Source organism: Streptomyces sp. NPDC032721 (genome assembly GCF_055579625.1).
This window is the reverse complement of record NZ_JBVIMX010000001.1, coordinates 513,331-534,476: the sequence shown is the minus strand read 5'-3', so window position 1 is coordinate 534,476 and position 21,146 is coordinate 513,331. Positions and strand designations below refer to the sequence as shown.

At 68.7% G+C, this 21,146-nt stretch carries 17 protein-coding genes and 1 pseudogene; 14 read left to right on the top strand and 4 right to left on the bottom strand.

Annotated features, from left to right (window positions below; all coding sequences use genetic code 11):
- Positions 1 to 5: 5 nt before the first annotated feature.
- The 5 genes from ACZ5PB_RS02230 to ACZ5PB_RS02210 all read left to right on the top strand — a co-directional run bounded on the left by ACZ5PB_RS02230 (position 6) and on the right by ACZ5PB_RS02210 (position 5,038).
- A complete protein-coding gene (locus ACZ5PB_RS02230; RefSeq protein WP_468686976.1) occupies positions 6 to 1,643 on the top strand; it encodes a sugar ABC transporter ATP-binding protein in 1,638 nt (545 codons plus the stop codon).
- Positions 1,640 to 2,686 carry an ABC transporter permease gene (locus ACZ5PB_RS02225; RefSeq protein ID WP_468686974.1) on the top strand — a complete coding sequence of 349 codons (1,047 nt, stop codon included), beginning with the start codon at positions 1,640 to 1,642 and terminating at the stop codon, positions 2,684 to 2,686. The genes ACZ5PB_RS02230 and ACZ5PB_RS02225 overlap by 4 nt, the downstream gene beginning before the upstream one ends.
- A 256-nt stretch (positions 2,687 to 2,942) precedes the next feature.
- Positions 2,943 to 3,539: a hypothetical protein gene (locus ACZ5PB_RS02220; RefSeq protein WP_468686973.1), complete on the top strand. Its 597-nt coding sequence runs from the start codon at positions 2,943 to 2,945 to the stop codon at positions 3,537 to 3,539.
- A 235-nt stretch (positions 3,540 to 3,774) separates the two neighbouring features.
- On the top strand, positions 3,775 to 4,008 hold the full coding sequence (locus tag ACZ5PB_RS02215; RefSeq protein WP_468686971.1) for a DUF397 domain-containing protein: 234 nt from the start codon (positions 3,775 to 3,777) through the stop codon (positions 4,006 to 4,008).
- Between the two features lie 88 nt (positions 4,009 to 4,096).
- Positions 4,097 to 5,038, top strand: a complete 942-nt coding sequence (locus ACZ5PB_RS02210; RefSeq protein ID WP_468686970.1) for a helix-turn-helix domain-containing protein — start codon at positions 4,097 to 4,099, stop codon at positions 5,036 to 5,038.
- A gap of 27 nt (positions 5,039 to 5,065) precedes the next feature.
- Here ACZ5PB_RS02210 and ACZ5PB_RS02205 read toward each other — a convergent pair whose 3' ends face one another.
- Complete coding sequence (locus ACZ5PB_RS02205) at positions 5,066 to 5,878, bottom strand: SAM-dependent methyltransferase (protein ID WP_468686968.1); 813 nt, start codon at positions 5,876 to 5,878, stop codon at positions 5,066 to 5,068.
- An 806-nt stretch (positions 5,879 to 6,684) separates the two neighbouring features.
- Between ACZ5PB_RS02205 and ACZ5PB_RS02200 the strand changes: the two genes are divergently transcribed.
- Together ACZ5PB_RS02200 and ACZ5PB_RS02195 are read left to right on the top strand one after the other, a co-directional pair.
- On the top strand, positions 6,685 to 7,461 hold the full coding sequence (locus tag ACZ5PB_RS02200) for an alpha/beta fold hydrolase (RefSeq protein ID WP_468686966.1): 777 nt from the start codon (positions 6,685 to 6,687) through the stop codon (positions 7,459 to 7,461).
- A complete protein-coding gene (locus ACZ5PB_RS02195) occupies positions 7,458 to 8,735 on the top strand; it encodes a cytochrome P450 (protein ID WP_468686964.1) in 1,278 nt (425 codons plus the stop codon). Before ACZ5PB_RS02200 ends, ACZ5PB_RS02195 begins: the two co-directional genes overlap by 4 nt.
- Here ACZ5PB_RS02195 and ACZ5PB_RS02190 read toward each other — a convergent pair.
- Positions 8,732 to 9,478 carry a hypothetical protein gene (locus ACZ5PB_RS02190; RefSeq protein ID WP_468686963.1) on the bottom strand — a complete coding sequence of 249 codons (747 nt, stop codon included), beginning with the start codon at positions 9,476 to 9,478 and terminating at the stop codon, positions 8,732 to 8,734. The genes ACZ5PB_RS02195 and ACZ5PB_RS02190 overlap by 4 nt on opposite strands.
- 262 nt (positions 9,479 to 9,740) lie before the next feature.
- Between ACZ5PB_RS02190 and ggt the strand changes: the two genes are divergently transcribed.
- The gene (ggt, locus tag ACZ5PB_RS02185; protein ID WP_468686962.1) at positions 9,741 to 11,585 is read left to right on the top strand and encodes a gamma-glutamyltransferase; all 1,845 of its coding nucleotides are present in this window, start codon (positions 9,741 to 9,743) and stop codon (positions 11,583 to 11,585) included.
- A gap of 727 nt (positions 11,586 to 12,312) precedes the next feature.
- On the opposite strand, the gene map is transcribed toward ggt, so the two are convergent.
- On the bottom strand, positions 12,313 to 13,080 hold the full coding sequence (map, locus tag ACZ5PB_RS02180) for a type I methionyl aminopeptidase (protein ID WP_468686961.1): 768 nt from the start codon (positions 13,078 to 13,080) through the stop codon (positions 12,313 to 12,315).
- 41 nt (positions 13,081 to 13,121) lie between these two features.
- On the opposite strand from map, the gene ACZ5PB_RS02175 reads away from it, so the two are divergent.
- The 6 genes and pseudogenes from ACZ5PB_RS02175 (at position 13,122) to hydA (ending at position 18,535) form a co-directional block, all read left to right on the top strand.
- On the top strand, positions 13,122 to 13,379 hold the full coding sequence (locus tag ACZ5PB_RS02175; protein WP_468686960.1) for a helix-turn-helix domain-containing protein: 258 nt from the start codon (positions 13,122 to 13,124) through the stop codon (positions 13,377 to 13,379).
- A gap of 128 nt (positions 13,380 to 13,507) precedes the next feature.
- Positions 13,508 to 13,906, top strand: a complete 399-nt coding sequence (locus tag ACZ5PB_RS02170; protein WP_468686958.1) for a PPOX class F420-dependent oxidoreductase — start codon at positions 13,508 to 13,510, stop codon at positions 13,904 to 13,906.
- Between the two features lie 223 nt (positions 13,907 to 14,129).
- Entirely contained in the window at positions 14,130 to 14,972 is an 843-nt protein-coding gene (locus ACZ5PB_RS02165) for a nitrilase-related carbon-nitrogen hydrolase (protein WP_468686956.1), read from the top strand.
- A 5-nt stretch (positions 14,973 to 14,977) separates the two neighbouring features.
- Complete coding sequence (locus ACZ5PB_RS02160; protein WP_468688242.1) at positions 14,978 to 16,270, top strand: aspartate aminotransferase family protein; 1,293 nt, start codon at positions 14,978 to 14,980, stop codon at positions 16,268 to 16,270.
- Positions 16,271 to 16,469: 199 nt separating this feature from the next.
- Positions 16,470 to 16,931, top strand: a pseudogene (locus ACZ5PB_RS02155) (amidohydrolase family protein); the annotation flags it as partial.
- Positions 16,932 to 17,143: 212 nt separating this feature from the next.
- Positions 17,144 to 18,535 carry a dihydropyrimidinase gene (hydA, locus tag ACZ5PB_RS02150; protein ID WP_468686955.1) on the top strand — a complete coding sequence of 464 codons (1,392 nt, stop codon included), beginning with the start codon at positions 17,144 to 17,146 and terminating at the stop codon, positions 18,533 to 18,535.
- Between the two features lie 430 nt (positions 18,536 to 18,965).
- On the opposite strand, the gene ACZ5PB_RS02145 is transcribed toward hydA, so the two are convergent.
- Entirely contained in the window at positions 18,966 to 21,038 is a 2,073-nt protein-coding gene (locus ACZ5PB_RS02145) for a GmrSD restriction endonuclease domain-containing protein (RefSeq protein WP_468686954.1), read from the bottom strand.
- Positions 21,039 to 21,146 lie beyond the last annotated feature (108 nt).

Below are 21,146 nucleotides of genomic sequence, written 5' to 3'. Positions count from 1 at the left end.
TGAGCATGGACGACCTGAACACCACGCGCACCGGTGGGCACGACGGGCCTGCCGTTCCCGAAGGCTCCTACGTCCTGGAGGCCGCCGGGATCACCAAGGCCTTCCCCGGCGTCAAGGCACTGGACTCCGTACAGCTCCAGCTGCGCCCGGGCGAGGTGCACGCACTGCTCGGCGAGAACGGGGCCGGCAAGTCCACCCTCGTGCGCATCCTGGCCGGCATCCAGCCGCCGGACGCGGGCGGGATGAGGCTCGACGGGCAGCCGTACGCGCCCAAGGACGCGGCGGCCGCGATGCGCGCCGGTGTCCAGGTCGTCCACCAGGAACTCAACCTGCTGCCCAACCTCACCGTCGCCGAGAACCTCTTCTTCCAGCACCTGCCGCGCCGCTTCGGCCTGGTCGACCGCCGCACCCTCAACCGGCGGGCAACCGAACTGCTCGACGCCGTCGGGCTCGACGTCTCCCCGGGTACGAAGGTCGAGCGGCTCGGCATCGCACAGATGCAACTCCTCGAAATCGCGCGGACGTTGTGGCAGGACTGCCGGGTCCTGGTGATGGACGAACCGACCGCCACCCTCACCGCCCGCGAGACCGAGCGGCTCTTCGGGGTGATGCGCGGGCTCACCGCGCGCGGCACCGCCATCCTCTACATCTCGCACCACCTGGAGGAGGTGTTCGAGATCGGCGACCGGATGACGGTCTTCCGCAACGGCGGGCACGTCGTCACCAAGGACCTCGCCGACACCGACACCGCCGAAGTGATCCGCCTGATGGTGGGCCGGGACCTCTCCCAGGAGTACCTGCCGTACGTGGCCCGGCCCCCGGGCACCGAACTGCTCCGCGCCGAGCGGCTCCACCCGCGCGGCGGCAGCCCGGTCTCCTTCGCCCTGCACGCGGGTGAGGTGGTCGGCGTCGCGGGGCTGGTCGGCTCGGGGCGCACCGAGACCGTCCGCGCGCTCTTCGGCGCCGACCACCACGACGGCGGGCAGGTGTACGTCAAGGGGGAGCCGGTCCGCATCCGCACTCCCAAGGACGCGGTGCGGCACGGCATCAGCCTGCTCACCGAGGACCGCAAGGGCCAGGGGCTGGTCCTCGACATGCCCGTCGCCGCGAACATCACCCTCGCCGCGACCCACAGGATCTCGCGCGGCGGACTGCTCAGGCGCGCCGAGGAGGACAGGTACGCCCACGAGGCGGTCAAGGGCCTCGGAGTGCGAACTCCCGGTATCCGCACCGCCGTTCGCACCCTCTCCGGCGGCAACCAGCAGAAGGTGGTGCTCGGCCGCTGGCTGCTGGCCGGTACGGACGTGCTGGTCGTCGACGAACCCACCCGGGGCATCGACGTCGGCGCCCGCTACGAGATCCACCAGCAGCTGACCGACCTCGCGGGCGACGGCAAGGCGCTCCTCGTCGTCTCCTCCGACCTGCCCGAACTCATGGGCATCTGCGACCGGATCCTGGTCTTCTCGCGCGGCCGGATCGCCGGTGAGGTCGCCCGCGCCGACTTCGACAGCTCGCACATCCTCGCCCTGGCCTACTCGGGGTACGTCGCCGAAGGAGCAGGCGTCACCGATGCGGCCCCCCGCGCTGATGCGGCCCCCATCGCCGACGCACCCGTCACAGAGAACGGTGATTCCACCTCATGACCACACCGACGCCCACCGCGGGTCCCGCCGCCGAGGCCCCGTCCGCGCCCCGCCGCACCGCACGCTCACTCACCCGGCAGGTGATGGGCGAGGCGGGCATCGGCATCGCCCTGCTGGCCCTGGTCCTGATCTTCACGCTGACCGCACCCAAGTTCGCGACCTCCGAGAACCTCACCAACATCGCCACCGAGATCACCCTCAACACCATGCTCGCGGTGGGCATGACCTTCGTGATCCTGGTCGGCGGCATCGACCTCTCGGTCGGCTCGGTGATGGCGCTCTCGGCGGTCGTCTCCGGCGAGATCCTCACCTCCGGCGGCCTCGCCACCCCGGTCGCGGTGCTGCTCGCCGTCCTGGTCGCCGCCCTCGTCGGCATGGCCTGCGGGTTCGTCAACGGCTTCGTGTCGGAGAAGTGGCGCGTGCCGTCCTTCATCGTCACCCTCGGAATGCTGAACGTGGCGCGCGGCGCCGCCCTGGAGTACACGGGTGCGCAGACGCGCTACGACTTCCCGCCCGGCTTCAGCCACTTCGGCACCTCCACCCTCCTGGGCATCCCCTCGCTCTTCTGGATCGCCCTGATCATGGTGGTGATCGGCCACTTCGTGCTCACCCGCACCGTGTTCGGCCGGCTCGTCTTCGCGATCGGCTCCAACGAGGAGGCGGTGCGGCTCTCCGGACACCGTACGAGCATCGTGAAGGTCGCCGTGTTCGTGATCGCCGGATTCGCGGTCGGCATCGCGGCCGTCACCTACATGGCGCGGCTGAACATCGCCAGCCCGATCGTCGGCAGCGGATACGAGCTGTCCGCCATCGCGGCCGTGGTCATCGGCGGCGCCTCGCTCTCCGGCGGCAAGGGCTCGATGATCGGCACCCTGCTCGGCGCCTGTCTGCTCGGCGTCCTCACCAACGGGCTCCTGCTGCTGGGCGTCTCCGACTTCCAGCGGCAGATGATCACCGGCGCCGTCATCATGATCGCAGTGGTCGTCGACCACTACCGGGGCAAGCTGGCGGCGAGGATGCCGGAGAAGGCGGTGGCGGGCTGAGCCGCAGGTCCAGGCGCCGGTGATGACCCGGGCGCGGGCTCCGTCCGTCCCTGTTCCGGCGCCGGCCCGTCCGTGTCCCGGCACCGACCCGGCCCTGTTCCGGCGCCGGCTCGGCACCGACTTGCCCCTGTTCCGGCACCGACGCGTCCCTGTCCCGGCACCGACCCGGCCCCGCCACGGCCCCGTCCCGGAACCACACCGCTCCGATTACCGTCCGGTACTGGTGCTCGCGCCGCCCAGCACCGAAGCTCTCACCATGACGCATGAAGACGACCCGCAGGGCCCTCGTCCCCAGGACGTGGCGGGCACCGCGGGCACCCGCATCGAGCTGCCGCTGAGACGGGTGCTCGTGGCACTGCCGATCGCCGCGGTAGTGGTCACCGTGATCTGGGGCTACACCATCGCGGCCCTCATCGACGGCCCGAACTCGACGCTCTCCGCCACCCTGATGTCCGCACTGGGCCTGCTGCTCCTCTTCGTCGCCGTGACGTACGTGGGCTACGCGGTCCGCCCGCTGAGCATCGCCGCCGGTCCGCGCGGCCTGTCGGTGCGGCTGCCGCTCTACCCCGAACGCACGACGCCCTGGGACGACTTGGTGTCGGTACGGGCGGTGGGCGTACGGGGCGCCCAGTTCGTGATCGTCGAGGCGCGCGAGTCCGAGGGCTCGCTGCCGTACATCTGCCGGCCGAGGGCCGCGTACCGCCGCCTCTCCCTGATGACGGGTAGCGCCATGCAGGTCAAGGAGGGCCTGTGCTTCGAACGCCAGGTCTTCGAGCTGGTGCCGGAGGACGTGCTCGCGCTGGTGCGGGAGTACGCGCCCGAGGGTCTGCAGGTGGTGGACCAGCGGCGGTGAGGTCTGCCGTGGCTGAGCGGTGACGGAGCAGTGGCTGAGCAGCGACTGAGGTGACGATTCCTCGCACGGGTCTGCGTACCGGGCTGTCAAATCCCTTGTAAACACGCTCTTTCGGGGGACTCCTTCCCGAGGGGGCGCGGGGCTAGGCTCCTCGCACCCGGTCGCCCATGCAATTGCATATGGGATCCCACGGGCGGCGGTGACCAGTTGACCGAAGAGCCGGAAGAGGTGCGGTATGCGGATCAGCAATGGTGTGACGGCGAGTGCGATCACGGACGTCGAGTGGGTCAAGAGCAGCGCGAGCAGTGGGCAAGGGAACTGCGTGGAGTTCGCCTCCCTCACCGAGGGCGGTGTGGCGGTGCGCAACTCCCGCTTTCCGGACGGGCCGGCGCTCGTCTACACCCGTGCGGAGATCGCCGCGCTCATCGGCGGCATGAAGGCGGGGGAGTTCGACCACCTCGCCGACTGATACGGACGACGGCGTAGGTTGCCGAGGCGGACATGCGCTCGTAATTCTGGGAAGCTGATCAGACCTGTCACCTTTCCCGGGAGTGTGCATGTCCGCCGATCGTTTCGGGGAAGATCCGCTTTCGACGACGGCAGGCCCCCCGGCGGTGCGGGACAGCTCATTGTGGAGCAGGCCGGGGGCCGCCGCACGGGTACTGGGCGAGCACCTGCGCCAGCTGCGCAGGGAAAGGGGTTACGCGCTCAAGGACGTGGCGCCCGTGATCCGGGGATCGGTCTCCAAGGTCAGCCGCCTGGAGCGGGGCGAGAGCCCGCCCAAGGAGCGCGACGTACTGGACCTGATCGACTTCTACCGGCTCCCGCCCGACCAGAAGCAGGAGATCGAGAGCCTGTTGCGGCAGACCCAGGAGAGCTCCTGGTGGAACCAGTACGCGGACGTGACCCCCGGCTACTTGCGCAGGCTGATCGGCCTGGAGGGTTCCGCGTCACACATCTACACCTACGAGAACCACGTGGTGCCGGGGCTGCTCCAAACTCCGGACTATGCGCGGGCGGTGGTGACGGCGGCCATGCCCGGGGCGCTTACCCGGGAAATCGAGCGGCGGGTCGAATTGCGCATCGAGCGGCAGAAGGTCCTGTTGGGCCGGCACGCTCCGACCATGGTGGCGCTTCTCGACGAAAGCGTACTGAGAAGACCCATCGGTGGTCATTCGGTCATGCACGGGCAATTGCGTCATCTGTTACGGGCAGTGCACGGAACGGGAATCAATGTGAGGATCGTCAGCTTCGCGCGCGGAGCGAGTGTCGCACCCAGCTTTCCGATCACCCATCTGCGATTCCTCGACGGCGGACCCTCGGAATTGGTGTACGTCGAACTGATAGACAGCGCAATGTACTTGAGCAAGCCGCAGCAGGTCGAGGGATATCGGCGCGTGCTCAACGAACTCAGTTACGTCGCCGAATCGTGGAAGCAGAGCAATGCGATGCTGGAGGAAGCGGCGGAGGACATGAGGGAAAAGGCCGACAGCGACTAGTCCTGTCGGCCTCGGGTGCGGGAATGGTCAGAGGACCTTTCCCATGCCGCCCCATTCGACCCACTCCTCGTCGCCCAGCGACGCGGGAAGCGGCCCGTCGGGGCGCCAGAGGGTGACATCCTCCAGGCCCGGCTCCTGGATCTCCAGCCCCTCGTAGTACGCCCGGACCTCGTGCTTCTCGCGCACCCGCCCCCAGTTGCCGTGGGTGCTGACCCGCATCAGCTCGGTCACCCCGTCCCGTACCCGTACGTCGTCGCTGACCAGCTGGCAGATGACCATGAAGTCACCGGGCTTGAGCCGGGAACGTACGTTGTCGACGAGCTCCTGGGCGTCCGCATCGGGGATGCAGTGCAGTACGGAGACGAAGAGCGCGGCCACCGGCTGATCGAGGTCGATGAGCCGCTTGAAGTCCTCGTGCTCGAAGATCTCGTCGGTGTCCCGCATGTCCGCCTTGATCACGGCGGTCTCGGCGTTCTCCTCAAGGGTGGTCCGGCCGTGGGCGAGGACGATGGGGTCGTTGTCGATGTAGACGACGCGGGACCGGGGATCGACGCGCTGGGCGATCTGGTGCACGTTGTCCTGGGTGGGAAGGCCGGACCCGTGGTCGATGAACTGCCGGATGCCGTGATCCTTGGCGAGGATGCGGACCACCCGGCGGAGGAAACTCCGGTTGTTCTGCGCCAGGGTCTTGGTGCTCGGCGCGATCTCCAGGAGCTGGGCGCAGGCCTTGCGGTCGGACTCGTAGTTCTCGATGCCGTCGAGCAGCCAGTCGTACATGCGGGCCACGCTCGGCGATTCGATGTCGATCGCGTGCGCGGCGGACTTCTTCGCCTGACTCATGAGCTCCCCCAGGAACCTCGGCCGGATGAGGTGTGGCCGCAGGAACTGCTCATGTTAGAGAGGGGTTTCGAGGAGGGACAGACCACGTACGGGCGATGGCGGGTTGTCGCCCGATGACGGGGAGCGCGCGGGGCGCCCCGCCCTCATCGGCACCGGCGGGCCGCGGAAGTCAGCGGCGGCGGCGACGGTCGCCCGTGTCACCTCCCCGAGGGGGAGGAGCACTGGATCCGGCGCCGTGCCGGAGTACGCGCAGGTAAGGGTTCCACTGCTCATTCGGTATGCGGGCGAAGTCCGCGGTGGTGATTTCGCGAGGAGCCGGGCGACGGGAATTGTCGTTCGGGCAAGTTGACTCACACATGGGACTTCTCCTGTTGTTCCGGTCGACCGGTGCAGCCGGCCCTGGGGCCCGGAGCCACCTCGGGCCCCGTGGCTTCCTCACACACTAGAGGGCTCAATGCTTGCGATGGTCCCAGCTCCGTGCAATCCAGGTAAGCCGACCATGAGAGTTCATCAGCGGAGAATCAAGGTCATCCAAGCGTCAAGAACAAAATGATTCGGGCGGATTTGGTTGCCATTCGAGCATCCCGCCGAGCTGTACGCCATAGATGTCGATCTAGGAGTCATCGACGCATGGGCCGGTTCCTCAGGTATATGCAACTCCTCATGCAAATGGAATGCGATATTCCGCCATCTTGGAAGTCCGACGGCGGTCTTGCCTGCGTGGGGAGTCCGAGGCCAAGTTGGACCTGTGCGCCCGGCATACCCGCCATGCCACACGCCCCTCCCGCCGCCTGATCGGAGATCCCGTGGCCCCCTTCGTCCTGCCCCACTCCCTCGTCGGGCACGGCCCGCACGGCGTCATCGCCGTGCACGGCTGGCTCGCCGACCGCGCCGCCTGGGCCGGGATACTGCCCGACCTCGACCACGACGCCTTCCAGTACGCCTTCGTCGATCTGCGCGGCTACGGCGAAGCGCGTGAAGCGGCGGGCGAGTTCACCACCTCGGAGGGCGCCGCCGACGTGCTGGCACTCGCCGACCACCTCGGCTGGGACACCTTCTCGCTGCTCGGGCACTCCATGGGCGGCTGCGTCGTCCAGCGGGTGGTCGCGCGGGCGCCCGAGCGGGTGCGGCGACTGGTCGGCGTGTCACCCGTACCGGCAAGTGGGCTGCAACTCCCGCCCGACGCATGGGAATTGTTCTCCGGAGCGGCCGATTCCCCGGCCAACCGGCAGGCCATCATCGACAACACCACCGGCGGCGTACGGCCCCGGGCATGGCTGGACCGGATGGTGCGCCAGTCCCTCGACCGCAGCGACCCGAAGGCCTTCCGTGCCTGGCTCGACTCCTGGGCCGGGCAGGACTTCCACGCGGAGGTGGCGGGCTTCGACCGGCCCGCACTCGCCGTCGTCGGGGCCCTCGACCCGTCGCTGACCGCCGCCGTCATGCGGCAGACCTGGATGCAGTGGTACCCCCGGGGCGAGTTGACCGAGCTGGCCTCGGCGGGCCACAACGCCATGGACGAGACTCCCCTCGAACTCATCCGGACGGTCGAGGACTTCCTGCGGAAGGAGGAAGCGGCGTGAGCAGTGGGGCGGAGACCGAGGTGCTGATCCCCGACGTCTTCGATCCGAGGCTGTACGCGCAGGGCGTTCCGCACGCCGCGTACCGGCAACTGCGCGACACCCACCCGGTCTCCTGGCAGGAGGAGTACGAGGTGCTGGGCTGGCCCGCCGGGCCCGGCTTCTGGGCGGTCACCCGGCATGCCGACGTCGTACGCGTCCTGAAGGACGCCCGCGCCTTCTCCTCCCGTATCGGCGCCACCCAGATCCGGGACCCCGACCCGGACGACCTCCCCTTCATCCGGCGCATGATGCTCAATCAGGACCCGCCGCAGCACGGCAAGTTGCGCCGTCTCGTCAGCCGGGCCTTCACTCCAGGCCGCACCGATCGCTTCGAGTCACGGATCAGGACGCGCGCCCGGGGGCTCCTCGAAGCGGCGGTGCGCGATGCCAAGGAGGGCGGCGACGGGGTCCTCGACCTGGTGGCCGCCGTCACCGACGACTACGCCCTGCTCAACCTCGCCGACCTGCTGGGAGTGCCGCCCGGAGACCGCGGGCTGCTCCTGGAGTGGACCGAGCGCGTCATCGCGTACCAGGACCCGGACGAGCAGGACAAGGTGGTGCGCGGCCCGGACGGGCGGCCGGTGAATCCGAGGTCGCCCGCGATGCTGGGGGAGATGTTCGCGTACGCACGCGAGTTGGCGGACTACAAGCGACGCTTCCCGAGTGACGACATCATGACGGCGCTCGCGCACGCGGCGGGGGACGGGACCAGGCTCAGCGGGCCCGAGCTGGAGATGTTCTTCTTCCTGCTCACCGTCGCGGGGAACGACACGGTGCGCAGTGCGGCGCCGGGCGGATTCCTCGCGCTGGCCGAGGACGTACAGGCCCAACAGGCACTGCCAGGTGCCAGGTTGGAAACGGCGATCGAGGAACTGCTGCGGCGCCATCCGCCGGTTCTCAGCTTCCGGCGCACCGTCGTCGAGGACACCGAACTGGCCGGACAGCGACTGCGCGCGGGCGACAAGATCGTGGTGTTCCATGCCTCCGCCAACCACGACGAGCGCGTCTTCGCCGACCCGCACCGCCTCGACCTCGCCCGCGACCCCAACCCGCACGTGTCCTTCGGCCACGGCCCGCACGTCTGCCTCGGCGCCCACTTCGCCCGGCTGCAACTGCGCGTCCTGCACGAGGAAGCGCTGCGGATCCTGCCGCCCTACCGGCTCGCGGCCCCGCCCCGCCGACTGGTCTCGCACTTCATCAACGGAATCAAGTCCCTTGAGCTGTACGTGGGTTAACCGACTGCGCGGTGCGAATTGCGCGGCGGCGCGGGCAGCGGTGTCTGCGCCGCCCGCGTCACATCGGTGACCAGCTCCACCACATCGGGCCCGTACGCCTGGGAGTTGGCCACCTTCAGCAGCAGACAGAACGAACGGTCGCCGTGCTTGCGCGCCAGCTTCTCGAAGTTGCGGGCCAGGTAACGGGTGGCCGCCTGGTGGGTGATGGCGCGCTGCCCACAGAAGAGGAACACGGGCCGGGCGCCGTCACCGACACTGAGCCGGGCGAGCAGCACGTACTCGGCGATGCCGTGCTCCAGCCGGTAGCGCTCGGTGCCGATCTGGAACGCGCCCCGGTCCGGCGAGGGCTCGACGTCCACGTTGATCCGTACGCCGGGAAGCAGACTCGCCAGGTGGGCGGTGATGCGGCGGTTCGACGAGGGCCCGCCGACGCAGAACTCCGTACGCTCGCCGAAGCCCTGCTGGGCTATGTCGTGCGAAAGGATCTGGGAGTGCGCGCCACAGTCCTTGATCAGGGAGGACAGTTCGAGGAGCGCGAAGACGTCGGAGCGATGGAGGGCGCCGTCGGTGCCCGCGTCACGGTTGACGACCAGCAGGCATTCGGAGTTGTTGGGCAGCCCGAGGAACTCCTGCTTGCGCCGGAGTCTGCGGCGCAGGAAGTAGCTGCGGACGAGCCAGCCGAGCGCGGCGCCGAGGCCGCCGGCCAGCAGGCCCAGGACGAGGGTGCGGAGGTCGTCGTTCATGGGCGCGCATGGTAGCGGGCATGACAGGTCTGTGGGGTGGGCGGGGCGCGGGCGGGTCGGTGATGGCCGGTGATGTGTCGTTCGTACGGAAGTGGCGTGTTGGTGAGGGTGTTGGTGCGGGAGTTGGTACGGGTGTGACTACGGGGGTTGTGTGTCGTGCGGATTGCGGTTCCCGTCACAGGGCGAGACGCGCGCCGGGGCACCTGGCGGGGGCCCGGCGCCGGAGCTACGCTGCGCGGACGCCGTTCGCCTGGAGGCACGCATGCGTCGACCCACCCGGCCCGCCGTACGGGCACTGTCTCTGCTGGCCGCGACCGCCGCGGTCGTCACGGTGGGGGCAGCCGCACCACCGGGCGCCACGGTGCCCGCCGCCCCAACGGCGGCCTCGGCTACTCCGCCGACGAAGGTGCCGGTGGCCGTCGGCTACGGCGGCGCGGTCGCCAGCGTGGACGCCGACGCCTCGGCGGCCGGCATCGAGGTGCTGCGCAACGGCGGCAACGCGGTCGACGCGGCGGTGGCCACGGCCGCCGCCCTCGGCGTGACGGAGCCGTATTCGGCGGGCATCGGCGGAGGCGGCTACTTCGTCCACTACGACGCCAGGTCCCGCAAGGTGCGCACCATCGACGGCCGCGAGACCGCCCCGCGCAGCGCCGACAAGAACCTCTTCCTGGAGAACGGCAAGCCGATCCCCTTCGACGAGGCCATGACCAGCGGCCGGGGCGTCGGCACCCCCGGCACCCCCGCGACCTGGCAAGCGGCGCTGGACAGCTGGGGCACCAAGTCGCTCCGCAGCCTGCTGAAACCGGCCGAGCGGCTGGCCCGCGACGGATTCACGGTCGACGCCACCTTCCGTAGCCAGACACAGGGCAACGAGGCCCGCTTCCGCGACTTCCCCGCCTCGTCCAAGCTCTTCCTCCCCGGTGGTCAACTCCCGGTCGTGGGCTCGACGTTCAAGAACCCGGAGCTGGCGCGCACCTACGAGAAGCTGGGCCGCGAGGGCGTCGGCGCGCTCTACAAGGGCGAGCTCGCGCGCGACATCGTCCGTACGGTGAACAAGCCCCCGGTCGACCCGAAGGCCACCCGCAAGGTGCGCGCCGGTGACCTCACCGAGAAGGACCTGCGGCGCTACGAGGTCGAACGCCCGGCCCCGACGAAGGTGAACTACCGGGGGCTCGGCGTGTACGGCATGGCGCCGTCCACCTCGGGCGGCACCAGTGTCGGCGAAGCGCTCAACATCCTTGAGCGGACGGACCTTTCGAAGGCGTCGCAGAAGCAGTTCCTGCACCGCTACATCGAGGCGAGCCGGATCGCCTTCGCGGACCGGGGGCGCTGGGTCGGCGACCCGGCCTTCGAGAACGTACCGACGAAGGAACTGCTCTCGCAGCGGTACGCGGACTCACGCGAGTGCCTGATCAAGGACGACGCGGTACTGGTGAGCCCGCTGCCGCCGGGCGATCCGCGGAACCCGTCGCGGACGTGCGGCAGTTCGGGGACGGTGGCGCCGACGACGTACGAGGGTGAGAACACGACGCACCTCACGGCGGCGGACAAGTGGGGCAACGTCGTCTCGTACACCCTGACCATCGAGTCGACGGGCGGCAGCGGGATCACGGTGCCGGGCCGGGGCTTCCTGCTCAACAACGAGCTGACCGACTTCTCCTTCGCCCCGGCGAACCCGGCGGTGCACGACCCGAACCTGCCCGGACCGGGGAAGCGCCCGAGGTCGTCGATCTCACCGACCATCGTCCTGGACCGCCACGACAAGCCGGTGCTCGCGCTCGGCTCGCCGGGCGGGGCGACGATCATCACGACGGTCCTGCAGAGCCTGATCGGCCACGTCGACCGGGGTCTGCCACTGGTCGAGGCGTTCGCGGCCCCGAGGGCGAGTCAGCGGAACGCGGCGACGACGGAGCTGGAGCCGGGGCTGTGGGACAGCGCGGTACGGGGTGAGCTGGAGGCGCTCGGCCATGTGTTCAAGCTGAACCCGGAGATCGGGGCGGCGACGGGGGTGCAGAGGCTGGCGGACGGTCGGTGGCTGGCGGCGGCGGAGAAGGTTCGGAGGGGTGGGGGGTCGGCGATGGTGGTGCGGCCGGTGGGAGAGCAGTAGGAGGGGGAGGGGTGGGGTCCGCTGCGCGGGGCCTTTCCCCTCCCCGCCCCTTCCCGAAACTGGGGCGCTGCCCCAGACCCCGGCGGTGCGGGTGGGTGAGGGAGGGCTGCCGGGGCTGCGCCCCGGGCCCCGGGTGGGTGCGCTCGGGGTGGGCGAGGAGAGGTGGCGGGCCCGGCCACGGCCGGTGGTCGAGGTGTGGGTGTATGCGTGGCTGGCCGCGCAGTTCCCCGCGCCCCTGAGTACTCGTAGTTAGGGGCGCGGGGAACTGCGCGAGCAACCACCACCGGCCCGCACATCCGAACCCCTGGCCCCGCGGAGCGGTTTAGGGAAGGGGCGGGGGGGGCACTGGCCCGCCGCAGGCGCGACGCCGCTGAACGCTTGGAGCGCCACGCGGCGGCAGCCGCCTATTGAGCGCAGCGGGAAGGGGTGGGGTGGGGCACTGGCCCGCCGCAGGCGCGACGCCGCTGAACGCTTGGAGCGCCACGCGGCGGCAGCCGCCTATTGAGCGCAGCGGGAAGGGGTGGGGTGGGGCACTCGCCCGCCGCAGGCGCGACGCCGCTGAACGTTTCGGGCGCCGCGCGGCGGCAGTCGCAAATCGAGCGCAGCGGGAAGGGGTGGGGCATCGCCCGCCGCAGGCGCGACGCCGCTCAGTAGGTCGGGTGAGCGCGTTCCGCCCCCGGCGTCGTTCGGTGGCAGCCGCAGATTGAGGGGTGTGAGGGCCCGTCCCTCAGAGGGCCGTCAGTATCCTCGGCCCGTCCACCCCCACCGCCACCGTATGCTCCACATGCGCCGCCCTGCTCCCGTCCGACGTCACCATCGTCCAGCCGTCCGGCGAATGCCCCCACTCGTCGCCGCTGCCCGCGATCAGCATCGGTTCGATGGCGATCACCATTCCCCGGCGCAGCTTCACGCCCCGGCCCGGGCGGCCCTCGTTCGGGATGTCGGGGCCCTCGTGCATGGTGCGGCCCACGCCGTGGCCGCCGAAGCCGTCGGGGATTCCGTAGCCCGCAGTCCGGCACACCGTGCCGACCGCGTGGGCGATGTCGCCGACGCGGTTGCCGACGACCGCCGCCGCGATTCCGGCGTCGAGTGCCGCCCTCGCCGTCGCGATCAGCCGAAGGTCCTCCTTGCGTGCCCGCCCCACCGTGAAGCTGACCGCCGAGTCGCCCACCCAGCCGTCCAGCGTCGCACCGCAGTCGATGCTCACCAGGTCGCCGTCCCTCAGTCGGTAGTCCGTAGGGATCCCGTGCACGATCGCGTGGTTCACGGACGCGCAGATCACCCCCGGGAACGGCACCGGCGCCCAGTTCGGGCGGTAGCCCAGGAAGGGGGAGGTCGCTCCCGCGTCCCGCAGCACCTCACGGGCCACCTCGTCCAGCTCCAGCAGCGTCACGCCCACCGCCGCCGCCTGCTCCACCGCCGCAAGAGCCCTGGCCACGACTCGGCCGGCCTCGCGCATGGCATCCACGGACGCATCCGTCTTGATCTCGATCATGCCAATTATTATACCGGTCGAGAAGGTATTAGAATAACGGCATGGTCCGCACCCCCCTCACCCCCGAAGAGCGCGAACGCGGCGAACGCCTCGGTCGGCTGCTCCGTGAAACCCGCACCCTCTCCGGCCGCACGATGGGCGACGTGGCCGCCTGTGCCGGTCTGTCCGCCGAGACTCTGCGCAAGATCGAGACGGGCCGCGCGCCGACGCCCGCCTTCTTCACGGTCGCGGCCCTCGCCGGCACGCTCGGCCTCTCGCTCGACGACCTCATCGTGCGCTGCGAGCTGGTACTCACCTGACCCCGGTGCTCACCCGACCCCGGTACTCGCCTGAGTCCGGCAAGCGTCCCGATCCAGTCCTGGTCGCACCCCTCCGGAACATCGGCGCGCGCCCCGTCCGCGAGCCCCCGCGCGCGTAGTGTCGTGCCATGAACATCCGTGCCGCGCGTGCCGCCTTCGCCCGTACCCGCTACGTCAGCCTCACCACCTTCCGCAAGGACGGCAGCCCCGTCGCCACACCCGTGTGGATCGCCGGTGACGACGAGGCGCTCTACGTGTGGACCAGATCCGATTCCTGGAAGGTCAAGCGGCTCCGCCGCGACGGACGCGTCACCGTCGCCCCCTGCGACGTGCGCGGCCGGATCAAGTCCGGTGGGCCCACCGTCGAGGGCAAGGCCACCCTGCTCGACGAGGACGGGCTGCGGAAGGTGCGCAAGCTGATCTCCCGCAAGTACACCTGGCAGTTCTGGCTCACCGACCTGCCGGCCACCCTGGTCCGCCGCGGACAGCGCCCGCACGCCGCGATCAGGATCGACCTCTCGGCCTGACGATCGATCGGCGGGCCCCGCTCCTTCACCCCTGCGGGTGCGAAACAAGATCGACTCCCGCGGGTTCGCGGTGATGGTCTTGCCCCGCTCCTCCCGGCGGCTTACGTTCAAGCATCCACGTCCCAACTCTACGGGCGTAGAGGGTCTCTGACGTCCCGTCGGAAGTCGTGGGCAAGTGGGCAATGCGGGAACGGAACGTCGTTCGGTCGAACGGAGACGAGTCATGGCCAATGTCGTACGCGCCGCCCTGGTCCAGGCCACCTGGACAGGCGACACCGAATCCATGATCGCCAAGCATGAGGAGCACGCCCGGGAGGCCGCCCGGCAGGGGGCGCGGATCATCGGCTTCCAGGAGGTGTTCAACGCCCCCTACTTCTGCCAGGTGCAGGAACCCGAGCACTACCGCTGGGCCGAGGCGGTCCCCGAGGGCCCGACCACCGTACGGATGCGGGAGCTCGCCCGCGAGACCGGCATGGTGATCGTCGTCCCGGTCTTCGAGCGCGAGAGCTCCGGCTTCTACTACAACACCGCCGCCGTCATCGACTCCGACGGCAGCTACCTCGGCAAGTACCGCAAGCACCACATCCCCCAGGTCAAGGGCTTCTGGGAGAAGTACTACTTCAAACCCGGCAACGCGGGCTGGCCGGTCTTCGACACCGCCGTCGGCAAGGTCGGCGTCTACATCTGCTACGACCGCCACTTCCCGGAAGGCTGGCGGCAGTTGGGCCTCGGCGGCGCCCAGATCGTCTACAACCCCTCCGCCACCTCGCGCGGCCTCTCCGCCCACCTGTGGCAGCTGGAGCAGCCCGCCGCCGCGGTCGCCAACGAGTACTACGTCGCCGCCATCAACCGGGTCGGCCAGGAGGAGTACGGCGACAACGACTTCTACGGCACCAGCTACTTCGTCGACCCGCGCGGCCAGTTCGTCGGGGAGACCGCGAGCGACAAGGCCGAGGAACTCCTCGTCAGGGACCTCGACCTCGATCTCATCGAGGAAGTCCGCCACCAGTGGGCGTTCTACCGCGACCGCCGCCCCGACGCGTACGAAGGACTGGTTCAGCCGTGACCACCGTGCCTGCCGCCCACAGCCTGTACTCCCGCCACCAGGCGGTCCTGCCCGAGTGGCTCGCCACGTACTACCGCAGCCCCCTCGAACTCACCCACGGCGAGGGCCGCCACGTCTGGGACGCCGACGGCAACAAGTACCTCGACTTCTTCGGCGGCATCCTCACCACCATGACCGCCCACGCCCTCCCCGAGGTCACCAAGGCCGTCGCCGAGCAGGCCGGCCGGCTGATCCACTCCTCGACCCTCTACCTCAACCGCCCGATGATCGAGCTCGCGGAGCGCGTCGCGCGCCTCTCCGGGATCCCGGACGCCCGCGTCTTCTTCACCACCTCGGGCACCGAGGCCAACGACACCGCCCTCATGCTGGCCACCTCGTACCGCCGCTCCAACCAGGTCCTGGCGATGCGCAACAGCTACCACGGCCGCTCCTTCTCCACCGTCGCCCTCACCGGCAACCGCAACTGGTCCCCGACCAGCCTCTCCCCGCTCCAGACCCTCTACGTGCACGGCGGCGTCCGCCACCGGGGCCCCTTCGCCCAGCTCTCCGACGCCCAGTTCACCGAGGCCTGTGTCGCCGACCTCGAAGACGTGCTCGGCCAGACGCGCGGCCAGGTCGCCGCCCTCATCGCCGAACCCGTCCAGGGCGTCGGCGGCTTCACCTCCCCGCCCGACGGTCTGTACGCGGCCTTCCGCGAGGTCCTCTCCCGGCACGGCATCCTCTGGATCGCCGACGAGGTGCAGACCGGCTGGGGCCGCACCGGCGACCACTTCTGGGGCTGGCAGGCCCACGCCGAGAACGGCCCGCCGGACATCCTCACCTTCGCCAAGGGCATCGGCAACGGCATGTCGATCGGCGGCGTCGTCGCCCGCGCCGAGGTCATGAACTGCATCGACTCCGGCTCCATCTCCACCTTCGGCGGCTCCCCGGTCACCATGGCGGCCGGCCTCGCCAACCTCACGTACGTCCTCGAACACGACCTCCAGGGCAACGCCCGCCGCGTCGGCGGCCTCCTCCTGGAACGCCTCAGGGCGATCGGCGCGAGCGTCCCGTGCGTTCGGGAAGTACGCGGCCGGGGCCTGATGGCGGGCATCGAGATCGTCCGCCCCGGCACCGACCAGGCCTGGCCCGAGGCGGCCGGCACCGTACTGGAAGCAGCCCGCGAAGGCGGCCTGCTCCTCGGCAAGGGCGGCGGCCACAACACCAGCGTGCTGCGCATTGCACCCCCGCTGACCCTGACGGTGGCGGAGGCCGAGGAAGGCGCCGCCATCCTCGAACGAGCCCTGCACGAGGCCTAGGGCGTGTCATTCGGCTCAGGCCGGGGTCGCGGGGCCGGTCACGCACATCTGCGGCGTTGTCGTCAATCGACGACGCTCCGCGTCGCCTCAATCCTCCGCCTTGCATCTGCACGCACCCAGCCCCGCTCGGCCACCCCGAACGGGCGAGGCACCCCTGGTCGACCTGATCCGAAAGACACGCCCTAGGGAGGCGCAAGCAATGTCACGCACTCTGATCACCGGCGGTCTCGTCGTCACGGCCGCCGAAGAGATCCACGCCGACGTACTGATCGAAGGCGGCCGCATCGCCGCACTCGCGGCCCCCGGCACCCAGCAGTGGACGGCGGACCGCGTCATCGACGCGACGGGCAAGTACGTCATCCCGGGCGGCGTGGACGCCCACACCCACATGGAAATGCCCTTCGGCGGCACCTTCGCCGCCGACGACTTCGAGTCCGGCACCCGCGCGGCGGCCTGGGGCGGCACCACCACCATCATCGACTTCGCCATCCAGTCCCCGGGCCGCAGCCTCCGCGAGGGCCTCGACGCCTGGCACGCCAAGGCCGACGCCAAGTGCGCCATCGACTACGGCTTCCACATGATCATGGCCGACGTGAACGAGTCGTCACTGAAGGAGATGGACCACCTGGTGGGGGAGGGCGTCACCTCCTTCAAGGGTTTTGCTCGCTGACGTACCCGCGAATCGTTTTGCTGAATCGGTGGGTTGACCTGCGACGACAGGGGCTGTTTGCGGCGGTGGCGGGGCGTGAACGGGTGTCTGTGGGCCCGTTCACGCCGGGGTGCACACCGATTGCGGCGATCTGTAGGGAGCCCACAAAGCGGGCCGTGCGTGAGCGCGGCCGGAGGCGCAACTGACAAGGAGCACGGGTACACATGGCGCGTACACAGATCACCGGCGGGCTTGTCATCACGGCTGCCGAGGAGGTCCACGCGGATGTCCTGATCGAGGGCAGCCGGGTGGTCGCTCTCGCCGCCCCCGGCACCCAGAGTTGGACAGCAGAGCGCACGATCGACGCGACGGGCAAGTATGTGATCCCGGGCGGCGTCGACGCGCACACCCACATGGAGATGCCCTTCGGCGGGACCTTCGCTTCCGACGACTTCGAGTCGGGCACCCGGGCGGCGGCGTGGGGCGGCACCACGACGATCATCGACTTCGCGATCCAGTCACGTGGCGGCAGTCTCCGCGAGGGCCTGGACGCCTGGCATGCCAAGGCCGACGGCAAGTGCGCGATCGACTATGGCTTCCACATGATCCTCTCCGACGTCAACGAGTCCTCGCTGAAAGAGATGGACGGCCTGGTCGCCCAAGGCGTCACCTCGTTCAAATTGTTCACTGCGTATCCTGGCGTATTCCTTAGCGACGACGGCCAGATCCTCCGCGCGATGCAGAAGGCCACCGGCAACGGTGGGCTCATCATGATGCACGCGGAGAATGGCCTCGCCATCGACGTGCTGGTGGAACAGGCTCTGGCCCGGGGCGAGACCGACCCCCGCTACCACGGCGAGGTCCGCAAGGCCCTCCTGGAGGCGGAGGCCACTCACCGCCTCATCAAGCTCGCGCAAGTCGCCGGCGCCCCGGTCTACGTGGTCCACGTATCAGCCGAGGAAGCCCTCCACGAGATCGCGACGGCCCGCCACAAGGGCCTGCCGGTCTTCGGCGAGACCTGCCCCCAGTACCTCTTCCTCTCCACCGACAACCTCGCCGAGCCCGACTTCGAGGGTGCCAAGTACGTGTGCTCAACCCCCTTGCGCCCCAAGGAACACCAGGCCGCCCTCTGGCGGGGCCTGCGCACCAACGACCTCCAGGTCGTCTCCACCGACCACTGCCCCTTCTGCTTCACCGGCCAGAAGGAAAGGGGCCGCGGCGACTTCTCCAAGATCCCCAACGGGCTCCCGGGCGTCGAGAACCGCATGGACCTCCTCCACCAGGCCGTCGTCGACGGCCACATCACCCGCCGCCGCTGGATCGAGATCGCGTGCGCGACCCCGGCCCGGATGTTTGGCCTGTACGGACGGAAGGGCACCATCGCACCGGGTGCCGACGCCGACATCGTCGTCTATGACCCAGCTGCGGAGCAGACGATCTCGGCCGCCACGCATCACATGGCGGTCGACTACTCGGTATATGAGGGCAAGCGAGTGGAGGGTCAGGTAGAGACAGTGCTGTCCCGGGGTGAAGTGGTCATAGACCGGGGCGAGTTCAAGGGGAGGGCAGGGCATGGGGTGTACCTTGCACGCTCCACCTCGCAGTATCTCGGCTGAGGGAGTCCGAAGTGCAGGCTCTGCGAACGAGGGACGGCCCCAGGAGCGGGCGGGCTGTCTAGCGGAGGCGAACGGCGCTTTGGGCGGTCACGGCAACAAGGTCTACCTGCCATGACCGACGGCTCGACAGCAGCCCTGGACACCACCGACCCTGTGCCCGAGCTGCTGATCTTGCGGTTGTACTCCATGTCGGGGCCGAAGGGGAGCATCGGTGACGTGGCGAGGTGACGTACGCCGGAGTTGCTGCGTCAAGCTCGACGAGCTTGACGCAGCCGACAGCCTGCTCCGGGGTGATCTTCTGAACCTCGCCATCGACGAGATGGTCGTTCACTGGGCACCGTAGTGGGTGAGGTGGCTCCGGGGGACGAGCGAGCGGAGATCAGGTGGGCGGAGGGGCGAGTTCTGGCCTGACCCTATTTCCTATCTGTTTTCAAGCGAGGGCCTTGTATCGGGCGCGTAGGTCATCGAGGAGTACGGGGCCGTCGGGAAGCTGTACGAGCCAGAAGAGCCATCCGTTGACGGAGTGCCCGAGGGCGTTGGCAGCAGGCGTCGGAGAGTCGTACGGTTGCCCGTTCACGATGATGCTGCCGTTCTCGTCCACGATGGCCTCGGCAACTACCCCGTCCGGCTTTGGCGTCAGGGACGTTCCGGGCGGCAAGAGTCCGGCATTGATGAGGTCGGAGAGCCGAACCCACCTGTTTGTGATGCGCGGGGGTGCGGCGGGTGCGGGGGCCTGGTAGTGGTGGTTGCTGAGCTGTGTGAAGGCGTCGTGCACCACGGTGGCGATGAGGCTTCGACGCGCTGCGAGGAAATCTCCGTACGGCATGTGCTCCCATGCCTCCGGAAGAGCGTGCCAGTAGCGTTGCCGGTCGAGTTGATCGTGAGGGAGCTTCTTCGCGGCGAGTTGGCGGGGCCAGTATTCGACGGGGGGTTGGTCCGAAATGGCGATGTTGTCGCTCCATTCGACCAGAGCCATGTTGGCGATCTGATTGATGCGTTTGGTGTCCGTGACGCCGTTCTTCTTGAGGTAGTTCTTGGGGAAGAGATGGTGTCGTTCAATTCCCTTCTTCGTGGTGATCGCTGGATCCAGGCGGCTGCGGACCTTGCCGGCAGAGAGCAAGGAGTCGGCGTCCAGAACATTCAGAGCCGCGATGTACGCCATGAGCGCGGGTGACTTGGCTGCTCCGGTGTCGAGTTCGTTGGGCAGGGTGATGTCCCAGTAGTCCTGGGTCAGGGTGTCGTCGATCACCTTGTTGAGGGCGGCGAGGTAGCCGTCCGCGTCGCCGAGAGGGACGCCGGCAAGACGACCGAGGTCGTGTTCGACCTGGCTTTCGAAGGAGCCGGAGTAGCGACTGGTTGTGTGTGCCATGAAGAACCAGCGTGCGAAGGTTTCACGGAGCCGGTCGAGAGGTACTTGATAGTCGACGCGGCCGAGCAGCCACATGGCGTAGGTGAAGATCACCGCGTTGTCGGCGCTGATCATCTTGGAGCCTCGGAAACCGGCACGTTCCAAGCACTGTAGAAACTCGTGCCAGTTGGTCAGGTTGAGTACGTGCTTCTGAGCCTCCTGGAGTCGGCCGAGTTGGTCTTCGCGTAGCTCGGCCGACAGCCTGCCGGTCTCTGCGTCCCGTCCGCGCAGAATGGCGTAGACCTGCTTGAGGACCGCGCGCCGGAGTGCCAAGACAGCGGTGACTCGGAGGAGTTGTGCGGGTTCCGGAGTGATGTGCCAGTTGAAGGGGGAGGCCGCATTGGTGCTGGGGGAGTGGGACTCGCGGCAGAAGGTTTCGAGATCCTTCCGTCCTTGCTCCCAGTAAACCGAGAGGAGGGTGAGGATGAAGTCAGCCTGGTTGAGTTTCACACCGGTGCTGTTGATCCGGACGAAGACTTCTGCTACCTCTTCGTCAGTGACCGAATCTTCAAGTTCGACCACCTGGAAGGAATATGAGCCCAATCCGTATACGCCTTCCAGGGCGTTGTCGATCTGGTCGGACTCAAGCTGGTCGAAGTCACGCTTTTCGCGAAGGCGTTCGAGGAAGCTGCGCACTGCTGGGCGTCGGTTGTCCTCCTGCCACAACACGCTGATGTCCGGCAGGAACTCCGGGTCCTTCTCAATTGCTGCGTCGGTGACCGCGAAGGTGTGCCGGCTTGGATTGAAGGCGAGGCGGATGGGCTTGACGCTGAAATCCTCGCGCAGGATCGGCGTACCGGTGATGACCGCATACAGCGAGGTCACCCGCTGTTGACCGTCGACGATCAGTTGCCTCGGTGCGAACTGCTTTTTATCTACGCCGACTTGGCGTGCCCCCGGCTCTGCTCCTGTCTGCCAGAGCAGCAGCGAGCCGACGGGGAAACCCTTGTACATCGAGTCGAACAGATCACGCGCCTTGGCGGCGGGCCAGACGAACGGACGTTGTAGTTCAGGAAGAGCGATGGTGCCGTGCTGAACGCCGCGTACGAGATCGATGACATCGAGTGGGATGTTCTTGAACAGCTTCTTGGCCATGGTCCGCGCGTACTCCTGGAAACGGGGCGATGTCGAAGCAGGCTATCCGGCGCCCCTCATCGTGGGGAGATGGAACGTCGCTGCGGGAGGAGGTGGGACCGCGCCTTG

Excerpts from the sequence above, each read along its gene's own strand:
- ACZ5PB_RS02230 (WP_468686976.1), top strand. The coding sequence starts at position 6 with ATGGACGACCTGAACACCACGCGCACCGGTGGGCACGACGGGCCTGCC.
- ACZ5PB_RS02225 (WP_468686974.1), top strand. The coding sequence starts at position 1,640 with ATGACCACACCGACGCCCACCGCGGGTCCCGCCGCCGAGGCCCCGTCC.
- ACZ5PB_RS02220 (WP_468686973.1), top strand. The coding sequence starts at position 2,943 with ATGACGCATGAAGACGACCCGCAGGGCCCTCGTCCCCAGGACGTGGCG.
- ACZ5PB_RS02215 (WP_468686971.1), top strand. The coding sequence starts at position 3,775 with ATGCGGATCAGCAATGGTGTGACGGCGAGTGCGATCACGGACGTCGAG.
- ACZ5PB_RS02210 (WP_468686970.1), top strand. The coding sequence starts at position 4,097 with ATGTCCGCCGATCGTTTCGGGGAAGATCCGCTTTCGACGACGGCAGGC.
- ACZ5PB_RS02205 (WP_468686968.1), bottom strand. The coding sequence starts at position 5,878 with ATGAGTCAGGCGAAGAAGTCCGCCGCGCACGCGATCGACATCGAATCG.
- ACZ5PB_RS02190 (WP_468686963.1), bottom strand. The coding sequence starts at position 9,478 with ATGAACGACGACCTCCGCACCCTCGTCCTGGGCCTGCTGGCCGGCGGC.
- ggt (WP_468686962.1), top strand. The coding sequence starts at position 9,741 with ATGCGTCGACCCACCCGGCCCGCCGTACGGGCACTGTCTCTGCTGGCC.
- map (WP_468686961.1), bottom strand. The coding sequence starts at position 13,080 with ATGATCGAGATCAAGACGGATGCGTCCGTGGATGCCATGCGCGAGGCC.
- ACZ5PB_RS02175 (WP_468686960.1), top strand. The coding sequence starts at position 13,122 with ATGGTCCGCACCCCCCTCACCCCCGAAGAGCGCGAACGCGGCGAACGC.
- ACZ5PB_RS02170 (WP_468686958.1), top strand. The coding sequence starts at position 13,508 with ATGAACATCCGTGCCGCGCGTGCCGCCTTCGCCCGTACCCGCTACGTC.
- ACZ5PB_RS02165 (WP_468686956.1), top strand. The coding sequence starts at position 14,130 with ATGGCCAATGTCGTACGCGCCGCCCTGGTCCAGGCCACCTGGACAGGC.
- hydA (WP_468686955.1), top strand. The coding sequence starts at position 17,144 with ATGGCGCGTACACAGATCACCGGCGGGCTTGTCATCACGGCTGCCGAG.
- ACZ5PB_RS02145 (WP_468686954.1), bottom strand. The coding sequence starts at position 21,038 with ATGGCCAAGAAGCTGTTCAAGAACATCCCACTCGATGTCATCGATCTC.